Below are 13,219 nucleotides of genomic sequence, written 5' to 3' on the forward strand. Positions count from 1 at the left end.
GCGAGCCATCGCGGGTCGAACGGGAAGATGTTGTGCGTTGATCTGCAGCCTGGTCCTCGCGGGCTGCGCCAACGACGCCGCGACGCAGGAGCCCCTGTTCAGGGACGGCACCTACGTGCCCAGCTCGGGCGTTGAGGCGCGGGCAGCGGCCGGCGCGAAGATGCAGGCGACGGCGCGGCCGCCCGTCGCACCGTCGGCAGCGGCCGCCGGCACCGGGCACGTCGTGCGCCCGCTCGCGAGAGACGCGCGAGGCGCTCCCGCCGCAACGGCGGCCACGCCCGTCATGGCCGTGGCCGATGACCGGTCGGTGCTGAACTTCGTCGACGCGGATATCCAGTCCGTCGTCTCCGCGCTGTCGCGCTTCCTCGGCCGCAACTTCGTGATGGACCCGCGCGTCAAGGGCCAGATCACGCTGGTCTCCGACGGCGAGGTTCCCTCGAAGACCGCCTACGACATGCTCGGGTCGGCGCTGCGCATGCGAGGCTTCACGATCGTCGACGTAGGCAACGTGAGCCGCGTCGTGCCGGTGGCCGACGCCAAGCTGCAGGGCGGCGCGGTCAATGCGCGCACGCCGGGCGGCGGTATCGCCACGCGCACTTTCCGCCTGGCCTACGAGAACGCGGAGGCGCTGGTGCCGGTGCTCAAGCCGATGATCGCAGCCGAGAGCAACATCGCGGCCTACGCGGCCAACAACACGCTGGTCATCACCGACTACATCGACAACCTGGAGCGCATCGCGCGCATCGTCGAGAGCATCGACACGCCGACCTCGCTCGACACCGACGTGGTGAAGGTGTTCAACGGCGTGGCGGTGGACATCGCGGGCCTGGCCAACGAGCTGCTGCAGGGCAGCGGCAACGAGACGCGGCGCGACATCGTGGTGCTGGCCGACCCGCGCTCCAACAGTGTGATCATCCGTTCCAGCAGCCCGGCGCGCACCTCGCTGGCGCGCGACCTGATCGTCAAGCTCGACAACTCGCAGGACGATCCCGGCAACCTGCATGTGGTGTACCTGCGCAATGCCCAGGCGACCTACCTGTCGGGCGTGCTGCGGGGCCTGCTTACCGGCGATGCGGGCAGCCAAGTGTCTGGCGGCGGCGATGGCGCGCGCGCCGCACTGGGCGCGGGCGGCATGTCGGGCGGCGCGGGTGCCGCCGGCGGCTCGGGCGCGGCGGGCAGCGCCGGCAGGACCGCGGGCACGACCGGCTCGTCGTCCTCCTCGTCGTCGTCCGCCTCGGGCTCCGGCACGCGCGCCTCGAGCGGCGGCAGCCGCTTCGGCGGCGCGGGCGGCTCGCAGCAGGGAATTCCAGGCAGCGGCGGCCCGGGCTCGGCCTTCTCGGCCAATGGCGTGACCGTGCAGGCCGACGCCACCACCAACACGCTCATCATCGCGGCGCCCGAGCCGATGTACCGCAGCATCCGGCGCGTCATCGATCTGCTCGACCAGCGTCGCGCGCAGGTGCTGGTCGAGAGCCTGATCGTCGAGGTGACGGAACAGGATGCGGCGCAGCTGGGCATCCAGTGGATGCGCAACAACGGGCGCTTCATCGGCGGCTCCAACTTTGGCGGAGGGGCGGGCCTGAACACAGCCGCCAGCAACACCATCGACCTGCTTCCTCAGGGCCTGAACCTCGGCATCGTCGACGGCACAACCGCGTTGCCGGGCGGCGGCCAGATACTCAACCTCAACCTGCTGGCGCGCGCGCTGCAAACCAAGGGCGGCACCAACATCCTCTCGACGCCGAACATCCTCACGCTCGACAACGAGGCGGCCTCGATCATCGTCGGAAAGACGGTGCCCTTCGTCTCGGGCCAGTACATCACGCCGGGCGGCGGCGGATCGGACAATCCGTTCCAGACCGTGACGCGCGAGGACATCGGCCTGCAGCTGAAGATCCGGCCGCAGATCTCCGAGGGCGGCACGGTCAAGCTCGACATCTACCAGGAGGTCTCAAGCATCGACGACCAGAACTCCGGCGTGGCGGGAATCGTGACCAACAAGCGCGCGCTCGATACCAGCGTGCTGCTTGACGATGGCCAGATCATGGTGCTCGGAGGGTTGCTGGAGGACAGCGTCACCAGCACCTCGGAATCCGTGCCGGGGCTCGGGAACATCCCGGTGCTGGGCAACCTGTTCCGCTATGACAAGCGGCAGCGCGCGAAGACGAACCTGATGATCTTCCTGCGGCCCTACGTGATCCGCGATGCCAATGCCGGCCGCGGCCTGACGCAGGACCGCTACAACTTCATGCGCACGCAGCAAAGCCGTGTGCAGCCCGGCAAGCACCTGCTGCTGCCCGACATGCCGGCGCCCATACTGCCGCCGCCGGACCTGCCGGTGGCCGGCGGGCGGGCCGAGGTGGACCTGCGGCCGCAACAGTGGGACCGTACCCGCGAGCAGGCGCCACCGGTCACGCAGTCCTCGCGGGAGGTGCACGAGCGGCCCGCGCAGGGCGAATCGAAGGAGCCCGAGATGCGCTCGCAGCTGCCCGCCAATGTCGGTGTGACCGGCGACCCGGCGGTGCTGTATGCCACACCCGAGAACAACCGCAGCGTGCTGCAGGTGGCCGACGTCGCGCAGGAGCAGGACGCGGTCCGCGTCGCCAAGCGCGTGCGCATCAGCGGCATGCCGGCGTACATCGTGGCCGGCCCGGGCGGCGTTGGCTACGCGGTGCGCGTGGACCTGCCGCGCGACGCCCGCGCGGTCGACACCTCGGTGGGCGTGCTGCGCGAGCTCGGCTACCGCCCCGAGATCGTGGTGGCCCCGTGAGCGCCGCGCTGCGACCGCTGCCCACCCTGCCGCATGCATGGGCACGCGCGCAACGCGTGGTGGTGTGCGGCGTCGGCGGGCCGGGCGATGCCGTCGATGCGGGCGACGCGAGGGCGCTGGCCTTCGGCGCGAGCACGCCCGGCTGGGCGGTTTCCGAGGCACAGCGCCAGACCGGCATCCATGCCTGGCGCGAGGTCACCGAGCCGGAACTGGACGCGTTGCTGTCCGCGGGCTATGCGGAAACCGGCAGTGCGGCCGCCGTGGTGGGCGCGGCCGAGTCGGAGGTCGACCTCGAGCGGCTGATGCAGGACATTCCGGCCGTGACGGACCTGCTCGATGCCCAGGACGACGCGCCTGTCATCCGCATGATCAACGCGCTGCTCACGCAGGCCGCGCGCGACGGCGCGAGCGACGTTCACTTCGAGGCCTTCGAGACGCACTCGGTCGTGCGCTACCGCGTCGACGGAACGCTGCGCGACGTGGTTTCGCCGCGCAAGGAGCTGCATGCTGCGCTGATCTCGCGCATCAAGATCATGTCGCAACTCGACATCGCCGAGAAGCGCATCCCGCAGGACGGCCGCATCACCCTGCGCGTGGGCGGCCGGCCGATCGACGTGCGCGTGTCGACCGTGCCGACGGTGCATGGCGAGCGCGCGGTGCTGCGGCTGCTCGAGAAGGATGCGGGCCGGCTGCAGTTGCAGCGGCTGGGCCTCGCGCCCCACACGCTGGAGACATTCACGCGATTGATCCGGCAGCCCCACGGAATCGTGCTCGTGACCGGCCCGACCGGTAGCGGCAAGACCACCACGCTCTATGCCGCACTCGGCCAGCTCGACAAGAGCGTGAGCAACATCCTTTCGGTGGAGGATCCGGTCGAGTACGACCTGCCCGGCGTCAACCAGATCCCGGTGCACGCGAAGATCGGCATGACATTCGGCGCTGCGCTGCGCGCGGCGCTGCGCCAGGACCCCGACAACATCATGATCGGTGAGATCCGCGACCTGGAGACCGCGCAGATCGCGGTCCAGTCCTCGCTCACGGGGCACGGCGTGCTGGCCTCGCTGCACACCAATGACGCGATCTCTGCCATTACGCGGCTGACCGACATGGGGATCGAGCCGTTCCTGCTGTCGTCCTCGTTGCTGGGCGTGCTGGCCCAGCGGCTGGTGCGTTGCCTGTGCCCGCAATGCAAGCGCGAGGAAGCGCTGCCCGGCGGCGGCACGCGCTGGGTGCCTGTGGGCTGCGCGAATTGCAACCAGTCGGGCTTCAAGGGTCGCACGGGCATCCACGAGCTCTTCGTCATCGACGACGAGGTGCGCAGGATCATCCACGACGGCGGCAACGAGCAGGCCATGCGCGAGGCGGCCCGCGCGCGCGGCATGCGCAGCATGCGCGAGGATGGCCAGCGCTGGGTTGAGGCAGGGATCAGCACGCCCGAGGAAATCCTGCGCGTCACGCGCGACGACGAATAGCGCGCCGGCACGGCCGGAGGCGGACACGCGATGCCACGATTTCACTTCGAAGCGGCCAATGCGAAGGGCCAGGTGCAGGCCGGCGTGATGGAGGCCGAATCGGCGCGCGCCGTGCGACTGCAACTGCGCGAGCGCGGACTGACGGCACTCGGCGTGCACGAGACGAAGGCCGGCAGCGCCGCCGCGTGGTTCGGCCCGAGGCTGGGCGCGGCGGACCTGTGCTGGGCCACGCGCGAGCTCGCGAGCCTGCTGGGCGCGCGGCTGCCGCTCGAGTCAGCCCTGGTGGCCACCGTCGAGCAAGCCGAGCAGAAGGTCGTCGCCGATGCGCTGACCGCCGTATGCGGCCACGTACGCGGCGGCATGCGCCTGGCCGACGCGCTGGGCGAGCGTCCGCGCGACTTCCCGGAGATCTATCGCGCGCTGGTGAGCGCGGGCGAGGACTCGGGCGACCTGGCGCGCGTGATGGAGCGGCTGGCCGACTACCTCGAGGGCCGCGATCACTTGCGCAGCAAGATGCTCACCGCCTTCATCTATCCCGCGGTGGTGGCCTTCGTCTCGGTGTGCATCGTGATCTTCCTGCTCGGCTACGTGGTGCCGCAGGTCGTGAGCGCCTTCTCGCAGGCGCGGCAGGAACTGCCGATGCTCACGCGCGCGATGCTCGCGGCGAGCGCCTATGTGCGCGAGTGGGGCTGGCTCACCGCGCTCGCGATCGGCGGGGCCGTTGCGATGTGGCGCTCTTCGCTGCGCGACGATGCGGCGCGCCTCCGATGGCATGGCGCGGTGCTGCGCATTCCGATGGTGGGCCGCTACGTGCTGGGCGTGAACACCGCCCGCTTCGCCTCCACCCTCGCCATCCTGATGGATGCCGGCGTGCCGCTGCTGCGTGCACTCGACGCCGCACGCCAGACAATGGGCAACGACCGGCTCAAGGCCTGCGCCGCCGACACCACGGCGCGCGTGCGGGAAGGCGCGCCGCTCGCATCGGCGCTGCGCGTGCAGAAGATCTTCCCCTCCAACCTGGTCCACCTCGTCGCGAGCGGCGAGAAGACCGGTGCGCTCGCGCCCATGCTCGATCGGGCCGCCGCCAATCTATCGCGTGACCTCGAGCGACGCGCCACGCGCCTGACGGCATTGCTCGAGCCGCTGATGATCCTCGGCATGGGGGGGGTCGTGATGCTGATCGTGCTCGCGGTGCTGCTGCCGATCATGGAAATCAACCAGATGGTGAAGTGAGTCCGGCGCGGCGAAAGAACGCGCCGGGATCCATCCTCCCGTGTGCCATTCGAATGCTCGGGAGGATTGCGCATCGCGTGCAAGACGCTAGCGCGGCCGAAGCCGTCGCATCTGCCCGTGGCCATCGACGCGGAGCGAGGAAATCGCAGCGCAAATCAAAGGCTTGCGCGAGATCACCGGTGCGGAATCGAGAGCAGTGTGAAAGCTTCCATTCGCTTCGACGAATGGATGAAAGAAGCCGGAACTCGGGAGCGTCGCGAATCGAGTTGGGGGTTCTTGTTCAACGCCACGTCACTGTGCAAATCCAAACTCGATCTGTCGCCAAAACAATGGCGGCGTGTCTACCCAACAGGGGGACGGGCGGCGCAGATGCAATGCCCAAGGATCTGGTCAATTCGTTCTGGGTATCTCAACTTTCTCAGTTTGCTTAAGGAGCAACGCAATGAAATCCGTGAACTTCAAACTCAACAAGCTGTCCCTCGTGATGGCAGTCGGTGTGATGGCGATGGCCGGTGCCGCTTCGGCACAGACGGTGGTCAGCGGTGGCGGCACGCTGGCTCAGCAGATGTACCAAGACATCTTCGACAACGGCACCACCCCGGGTGCCTGGAGCTACACCGGCACCGGTAGCGGCGCGGGCAAGAAGGCATTCCTGCTGAACAACCCGCAAGCCACCGCGGGCAGCGAGTTCCGCAACGAGAGCTTGGCAACGCGCCCGCTCTGGCCCACCACGCAGACCGTGCACATCATCGGCAGCGACTCCGCGCTGACCTCGACCGAACTCACCGCCTACAACGATCCCACGAACGTCAAGGGCAAGTCGGTCTACGGCCCGATGCTCCAGATCCCGGCGGTCGCTACGCCGGTGCTGCTGCCCTACAAGGAAACCGGCCTCTCGACGCTGAACCTCACCACGCAGGAAATCTGCCGCATCTTCTCGTTCCAGACGACGGCACGTACCTGGAACCAGGTGAGCACCGCCGCCGACGACGGCGCCGTGGGCTCCACCAGCCCGATCGCCGTGGTCTTCCGCGTCGAAACCAGCGGCACCACCGAACTGCTGTCCAGCTTCCTGAAGGCTGCCTGCGGTTCGTTCCTGCCCGCCGGCAAGTCGTTCACCTTCTCGAACGACTTCAAGCAAGTCGTGGCTACGGCCCTGCCGACCCTGACGGCTGCCGAAGACGCCAACGGCGACGGCATCCCCGACGTGTGGGTTGCCGCCACCACCGGCAGCGGCGGCGTGAAGGCCGCGATGACGACCAACCATCGCATCGGCTACCTGAGCCCGGATCCGGACTACACGGGCAACGCGAACTCCGTCGTCGCCCGCATCAACGGCTTCCTGCCGACGGAAGCCTCGATCCAGGCCGCCCTGCCCAATCCGCCGACCGGCCTGGCTCGCAACACCCCGACCAACTGGGTTCCGACCTACGCCGTGCCTGCCGCCGCCTATCCGATCTACGGCACCACCAACCTGCTGCTCGGCCAGTGCTATGCGGCCGGCTTCGGCACCGGCACCGTCGGCGCCGCGGTCAAGGACCTCGTGACCAAGCTGAACAACGGCACCTACGACTCGTTCATCGACGGCCCCGTCGGCGTCGGCCACAACTTCGCCAAGCTGCCGACCGCATGGAACAACGCCATCCGCGACACGTTCCTGACCTCGACCAGCAGCCAGGCGATCGGCAACACGTCGGTCTGCGGCACCACCGGCCGTCCCTCCTGATGTCGCGATCCGATGAGTCGCGCGCCGGCCCGTCGGCCTAGTTGAAGCATCGGAGCGAACTCCACGCCAGGCAGTTGCATTTGCAACTGCCTGGCGTTTTCATTTCCGCGCCAAGGAGCGCGCCGCCTCGACCGAGAGCCGGGCTTCAGTTCGGGGAAGAACGGTCCGCGGAACAGGATGCCGGCGGCCGCAGCTTCGCCGATCAAGTCGCCCTTGGTCGCGCGCGCTGTCGATGCCGGCGTCGGGGGCGGAGGTCGGCAGTCGGTGCCGCAACCCCTCGGCGAGGCTCAATCCAGTGGAACCACCTGGCGGTACCGCACCGCGGGCCCGCCGTCGGTGCGCATGCCGAGCGTGATCTCGAACCCGGATGCCCGCGCGCGTGCGAATGCGGCCGGCAGCGCGCGCCAGCCCTGCCCGGGTTCCCACGCGCGCACATCGAACGAGGCGATGTCCTCGAGCACCGTGACGCGATCGGCCGGCCGTGGCGGCGGCAGCGGATAGGCATCCACCGCGGGTCCCGCCGCGCGGTAGAGCGTGCCGGCCTGAAGCCACCATTGCACGCGCTGCCAGCGCCCCGGCTCGGCAGGCGCGGCGCGCACCAGTTCGATCAGCAGCGGTGCCTGGGTCGAGCGCCGGGCGTCCATGCCCGCGGGCAGCAACGCAGCCGCAGGCTCGGGTCTGCGCGGCCTTGCATTGCGCGTGGCGGCCGCCGCGCGCGATGCTGGCGGTGCGTCGGCCTGCGAAGGCGCATCGTCGGCGGCGGAGGGAAGTTCGACGGTGGTGCGCCAGTTCAGGTCGCGCTCGATCTGCTGTAGCGTGCGCAGAAGGCGCGCGTTCTCCTCGGCGCGTGCCTGCAGCCGGGTGTTGGCGCGGCTCATGCCGTCGAGGCCGCGCCAGGCGATCAGGCTGAGCACGGCCATGATCACGATGGCGACCAGGGCCTCGACCAGCGTGAAGCCCGACGAGCCCGAGGGAACCCGCCGCGGACCGCGCGGCGCGGTCTTGCTCACCGGGGCCTCTCGGGCAGCCGCGACTGCAGGCTGGCCAGGCGCTGGCCGTCGTCGCGCCCGAGGTAGACCTCGACCTCGACCGCGCGCATGCCGTCGAGCGAAGGCCCCGTGCGCACCCGGCAGACGAAGGACAGGTCGGCCTGGGGGCATGCGATCTGGCGCAGCCCGGGCGCGGGCAGCGCATCGAGCTGCAGCTCGGCCAGGCTGTTCTGCGCGGAGAGCATCGCCAGCGACCGTTGTTCGATCAGGCCCTGGTTGGTCGCGCTCTGGCTCGTGACGCGCACGAACGCGGCCAGCGCGATGCCGATGATGGCCAGCGCGACCAGCACCTCGACCAGCGTGAAGCCGCATGCGCCGCTCGAGGTGGGCGGCAGGGGCGACGGGGACGGAAGCCGGCGCGCGCGCATGCGTCATTGCACCTGGAAGCCGCCGATGGCATCGCGCAGGATGGCGACGCGGTTCGGGCCGCTGCGCAACTCCAGCACCCAGGGCGCGCCGATCCATTCGGACGTCAGCAGCAGGGGGGCGGCGGGCGTGACCTCCACCGTGCCGGCGCGCCAGCGACGCGGGCGCAGGGCATCGTCCTGCGCGAAGCGGTCGAGTTCCCCGCCCGTCGCGACCATGGGCACGACGCTGCCGGGCGCGCTGGCCCATGTGCCGCGCACGAACTGGTAGCCGTCGCCGTGCGCTTCCCAGGCGATGACGCGTCCATCGATGCGCACCTCCTGCTGCGCGGCCGCGAGCCGCAGGGCGAGTTCGCGTGCGTCGAGCCGCAGCGCCCCGGCAGGGTCGGGCGCGACGCGCAGGGAGATGGCGGCCGTCGCGATGCCGATGATGACCAGCACCACCATCAGTTCGATCAGCGAGAAGCCGTGATTGCGGCGCGGGGGTTTCATGGACGAGGTCGTCGCGTCGGGCGGGATCCGCCGGCGAAGGTTTGGAAAATCGTAGGGCTGGAATGTGGCGTTGACATGAATTGCCAACATGCATCTGCTAATACTGCGGGTCCCGCGCCGACGCGATGCGCGGGCACCGAAGGAATTGCAAGATGACCCGAACATGGAATTGGCTGCAACCGGTATCGCCGGCGCTGTCGGCGCGCGCCGCGCATGCGCTGGGCCTGGTCGCGGTCGTCGCCGGCCTGGGGTTCTGGGGGGCCAGATTGTACGCGCCAGAGGCGCCGCCGCCAACGGCGCGGGCCGTTCCGCCCGCTCCCGCGCCCGATCCCGCAGCGCAGGCCCTGGGTGCGTGGCTCGGGCCGGGGCAGGTGCGCCTGGATGTCGCCGTGATCGGCCTCATGCGTCGCGGCGACCGCGCCGTTGCGGTGCTCAGGATCAATGGCGCGACGCCCCGGGCATTCATGACCGGCGAGGCCATCGCACGCGATGCAACGCTCGCCGCCATCGACGCCGATGCGGTGACGATCGAGCGCGCCGGCGAGAAGACGCGCATCGTGGCGCCCGCGCGCCCCGATCTGGGCCCGCCGGGCATCGTACGCGTGCGTTGACCGAGCCCCTCGCATCGTTTGCTGTACTGCTTTCGTTGCGGTCATTTGCGCGTGATGTGCGCCAGCGGGAACACGGCCTGCGCCCACGGATTTTTTCTGCGGGTTCGGCGATTGGCACTCGTCTAGGAATATCGATTTCGGATCATGGTCGGGCCGCGGCTGGCGCCGCGCCCGGGGGCGTCCCCGTTCGGGACAGATGCGGAGGTTGAGTGAAGAAGAAGAACCCGAGGGATACGGTCTTTGCCGGCGCGGGCAGGAGCGTATCGATGCAGACCCTGGACAAGGAATTGTCCAAGCACGTGGAGGTGGCCCGCAGCGAACCCGTGCCCATCGAGCGCTATGGCGTGCCGTGGGTTTGGATCGTGTCCCATCCGCTGTGGGTGGAGGTCGACTGCCTGAAGAACTTCGTTCCCGACGACCATGCGCTGGTGGTGTTGCGCGAGGCGATCGACAGCACCCTGGCCTACGAGGGCGCGGTGATGAGCGAGCTGACGCTGCAGTGCGAGAGTGGGGTCGATGCCCGGCTGATCACCCGGGCCTGGTTGCTGCAGGTCGTGTATTCGCTGGCCGATCCCAGGCGCGTTCGCGAGGGCCTCGGATACAACATGCTGTGGCGCTGGTTCGTGGGCTACCGGCTGCGTTCCGAGCCGCTGCCCGAGCCGCAGGCCTTCATCCGCGACATCGGGATGATCAGCGCCGATCCTCATGCGATCGACATCGTGTGCCGCTGCCTCGAAAACGGCGCGCTGCTGACCGCGGACACCGAGGAGTTCTGCATCAACCACGGGCTGCTGCACACGCTGCGCTCGCACCATATCGAGTTGGCGCGCGCCACGGCGCGCAACAGCCCCGTCTACCAGGCTGCGCGGATCGAGCGCGGTGGGCATGCGGTGAGCGGCTGAAGCGCTCCCCGCCTTTGCGGCGACCGAGCGATTCGGCGCGTCGCCGTGCCTTGGAACTTTGCCTTTACTGTCACGGATGTGCAATTTGCCCGGGGGATGATTCATTTCGTTCAATAGGGTTCTCGTTGCCGTGCTGACGCAATCCACTGTTCCCCAGCCGCTCGCCCGGCGTTTCGATCGCGGCATGCGGGGCGCCTCGGGAAAGGCATGGCCCGCGGGCGAGCCGTCGTGCGCGGCATCGCTCGCGGCGTGATCGGCCACGCGGCCGTTTGCGCGTGCGTGCTGGGAATGGCGATGGAATCCGCCCCGGCATCGGCCGCCGATGACGCTGCCTCCGCCGTCACCGCCGCCGGCATCCGCGTGGATGCCCTCGACTTCGACATTCCCTCCCAGCCGCTGGCCTTCGCGCTGGAACGCTACGCGGTGATCGCGGACCAGACCGTCCTCTTCAGCGATGCCCTGGTGGCGGGCCGCGCCTCGAATGCCATCAAGGGCCGCTATCCGCCTCACGTCGCGCTGCTGGCGATCCTCGCTGGTACCGGGCTGATGGCTGATGACTCCGATCTCCAGCTCCGGGGCGCCTTCGTGCTGCGGCAGATCTCGGCCGGCGTCGCGTCGGAGCCACCGCACGCCGCGGGACTGGACCGGCGCTATGACGGGCTCGTCCAGGCCCGCGTGTGGCGCGCGCTGTGCGCCGATCCCCGGACCGTGCCGGGAAGCTATCGCGCATCGCTGCGCCTGAGTGTCGATGCCGAGGGGCGGCTGGTGCGTCCGCGCCTGATCGGCTCGACCGGCAGCGTCCGGCGCGACGGCGTGCTGCTCGCCGCGCTGAGCGGCCTGCGGCTGGACCATCCGCCGCCCGCGGAGCTTCGCCAGCCGCTGTTGCTGGTCATCCTGCCCCAGGGCCGTGTGGCGGGACGCGCGTGCGAGGAGGATGCCGCGCAATGAACGACAACGTGCTTCCGATGCTGCGAGGCGCGCTGGTCCAGTGCTACGACCAGATCAAGCGCAGCCTGTCGATCCACCTGGGCAACGCCGAGCTCGCGGGCGACACGCTGCACGAAGTCTGGCTGCGGCTGCATCGCGACAGCCACATCGCCGGGCCGATCGCCAATCCTCAGGCCTACCTGGTCCGCATGGGCGTCAACCTCGCCATCGACGTCCGGCGCAGCCAGAGCCGGATGCTCTCGGCCGAGGATGTGCAGGAGTTGATGCACGTGATCCCGGACCCGGCACCTGGTCCGGCCCAGGTCGCGGAAGGGCGGTCCGAGCTCGAAGCCCTGAAGGCGGCGGTCGACGAGATGCCAGCACGCCGTCGAGAGATATTGCTGCTCGTGCGCTGGGAGCAATGGCCGCAGCGCGAGGTCGCCAAGCGGCTGGGCATCTCGCTGCGCACGGTGGAAAGCGAGCTCAAGGCGGCCCAGGAGTACTGCGCCGCGCGCCTGCTGCGCCGGCCGTAGCAGGCTTTCATGACGCGCACGCGAGATTTTTCCGCGGTTTTGGGAGCCGCCAATCGTCTTGTAGTCTGGCGCCGTATCTCGCCGGGGCATCCTGCCTTCCGCGCGGCGCGAAACGGCCGTTTGAGAGCGAAGCAATGACGACGACACCCGACGATCGCAGCAACCTGCCCGATGTGCTCAAGGATGCACAGGCATGGGTGCGCAAGCTCACCTCGGGCCACGTCAGCGAATGGGAGGCGCGGGCATTCAAGCGCTGGCGCGATGCCGATCCCGTCCACCTGTCGGCCTTCCAGGAGGCTGCGCGTCAATGGCAACTGCTGGGGTCGGTCGCCGGCAGCGTGCTGGGCAGCAACGCGGAAGCGGCGCGCCATCACCGCAAGGTGCTGCACCGCCCGCGCGTGGGGCGGCGCGCGTTTCTCGGCGCGGCGCTCGGAGGTGCCACGGCCGCGGGCATCGCGGCCTACTCGCCGCTGGGCCTGTGGCCCGCCGTCGAACAATGGGACGCCGACTACCGCACGGCGGTGGGCGAGCAGCGCGAGGTATCGTTCGAAGACCGTGTGACCGTGGCGATGAACACCCGCACCAGCCTGCGTCGCACGAATGATCCGGACCAGGCCAGGGGCCTGGAGCTGCTGGAGGGCGAGGCGCAGGTCGAGGTGTCCGACGCGGCCCGGCTCTTCCGCGTGAAGGTCGGGGCAGGCCGGGTCATGGCCAACGCGGCAGGCTTCGAGCTGCGCTGCCTCGACGGGCGCACACGCGTCACCTGCCTGCATGGCCAGGTCGACGTCGAGCACCCGGCGGGGCGCCGACTGCTGCAGGCTCGACAGCTCACGGTCTACGACAGCCGGGTCATCAGCGATATCGCCGCCGCCGATGCGGAGACCGCGTCGGCCTGGCGCCGCGGCGAGATGGTGTTCCGCCAGACGCCGCTGTACGCCGTGCTCGACGAGATCAACCGCTATCGCCCGGGACGCGTGATGCTGGTGGGCGATGCCTTGCGCGACAAGACGGTTACCGCGCGCATCAAGATCGCCGAGATCGAGACCGCGCTGCTGCAGATACAGCACAGCTTCGACCTGCATGCGAGGGCCTTTCCCGCGGGCGTGCTCGTTCTGAGCTGACCGCAGGCGCGCGCGCGG

Annotated in this window: 12 protein-coding genes; 9 read left to right on the forward strand and 3 right to left on the reverse strand. The window is 69.5% G+C overall.

Translation table 11 applies throughout. The features are described 5' to 3' along the window. The first annotated feature begins 37 nt into the window (after nucleotides 1–37). The 4 genes from gspD (at nucleotide 38) to AC07RM_RS39250 (ending at nucleotide 7,201) form a co-directional block, all read left to right on the forward strand. Nucleotides 38–2,770, forward strand: a complete 2,733-nt coding sequence (gene gspD, locus AC07RM_RS39235; RefSeq protein WP_495337932.1) for a type II secretion system secretin GspD — start codon at nucleotides 38–40, stop codon at nucleotides 2,768–2,770. Then, entirely contained in the window at nucleotides 2,767–4,242 is a 1,476-nt protein-coding gene (gene gspE / locus AC07RM_RS39240) for a type II secretion system ATPase GspE (RefSeq protein WP_495337934.1), read from the forward strand. The genes gspD and gspE overlap by 4 nt, the downstream gene beginning before the upstream one ends. Nucleotides 4,243–4,272: 30 nt before the next feature. Continuing rightward, complete coding sequence (gene gspF, locus AC07RM_RS39245) at nucleotides 4,273–5,475, forward strand: type II secretion system inner membrane protein GspF (protein ID WP_495337935.1); 1,203 nt, start codon at nucleotides 4,273–4,275, stop codon at nucleotides 5,473–5,475. A 442-nt stretch (nucleotides 5,476–5,917) separates the two neighbouring features. Next, nucleotides 5,918–7,201: a substrate-binding domain-containing protein gene (locus AC07RM_RS39250; protein WP_495337937.1), complete on the forward strand. Its 1,284-nt coding sequence runs from the start codon at nucleotides 5,918–5,920 to the stop codon at nucleotides 7,199–7,201. 287 nt (nucleotides 7,202–7,488) lie between these two features. Here AC07RM_RS39250 and AC07RM_RS39255 read toward each other — a convergent pair whose 3' ends face one another. The 3 genes from AC07RM_RS39255 to AC07RM_RS39265 are packed head-to-tail and all read right to left on the reverse strand — an operon-like array spanning nucleotide 7,489 to nucleotide 9,107. Continuing rightward, the gene (locus tag AC07RM_RS39255; RefSeq protein WP_495337938.1) at nucleotides 7,489–8,211 is read right to left on the reverse strand and encodes a type II secretion system protein GspJ; all 723 of its coding nucleotides are present in this window, start codon (nucleotides 8,209–8,211) and stop codon (nucleotides 7,489–7,491) included. Then, nucleotides 8,208–8,618 (reverse strand): type II secretion system minor pseudopilin GspI, encoded by a 411-nt coding sequence (gene gspI, locus AC07RM_RS39260; RefSeq protein WP_495337939.1) that lies wholly within the window; start codon nucleotides 8,616–8,618, stop codon nucleotides 8,208–8,210. Before gspI ends, AC07RM_RS39255 begins: the two co-directional genes overlap by 4 nt. Before the next feature lie 3 nt (nucleotides 8,619–8,621). After that, on the reverse strand, nucleotides 8,622–9,107 hold the full coding sequence (locus tag AC07RM_RS39265) for a prepilin-type N-terminal cleavage/methylation domain-containing protein (protein ID WP_495337940.1): 486 nt from the start codon (nucleotides 9,105–9,107) through the stop codon (nucleotides 8,622–8,624). 152 nt (nucleotides 9,108–9,259) lie between these two features. Between AC07RM_RS39265 and AC07RM_RS39270 the strand changes: the two genes are divergently transcribed. The 5 genes from AC07RM_RS39270 to AC07RM_RS39290 all read left to right on the forward strand — a co-directional run bounded on the left by AC07RM_RS39270 (nucleotide 9,260) and on the right by AC07RM_RS39290 (nucleotide 13,201). Further along, on the forward strand, nucleotides 9,260–9,718 hold the full coding sequence (locus AC07RM_RS39270; RefSeq protein ID WP_495337941.1) for a hypothetical protein: 459 nt from the start codon (nucleotides 9,260–9,262) through the stop codon (nucleotides 9,716–9,718). Nucleotides 9,719–9,927: 209 nt separating this feature from the next. After that, entirely contained in the window at nucleotides 9,928–10,620 is a 693-nt protein-coding gene (locus tag AC07RM_RS39275; RefSeq protein ID WP_495337942.1) for a transposase family protein, read from the forward strand. A gap of 228 nt (nucleotides 10,621–10,848) precedes the next feature. Continuing rightward, nucleotides 10,849–11,568, forward strand: coding sequence for an STN domain-containing protein (locus AC07RM_RS39280; protein WP_495337943.1), 720 nt, complete (start codon nucleotides 10,849–10,851; stop codon nucleotides 11,566–11,568). Further along, entirely contained in the window at nucleotides 11,565–12,080 is a 516-nt protein-coding gene (locus tag AC07RM_RS39285) for an RNA polymerase sigma factor (protein ID WP_495337944.1), read from the forward strand. Before AC07RM_RS39280 ends, AC07RM_RS39285 begins: the two co-directional genes overlap by 4 nt. A gap of 134 nt (nucleotides 12,081–12,214) precedes the next feature. After that, nucleotides 12,215–13,201 (forward strand): FecR family protein, encoded by a 987-nt coding sequence (locus tag AC07RM_RS39290; protein WP_495337945.1) that lies wholly within the window; start codon nucleotides 12,215–12,217, stop codon nucleotides 13,199–13,201. The last annotated feature ends 18 nt before the right edge of the window (nucleotides 13,202–13,219 follow it).

The sequence above is a fragment of the Variovorax sp. GW821-FHT09B05 genome (assembly GCF_059418265.1).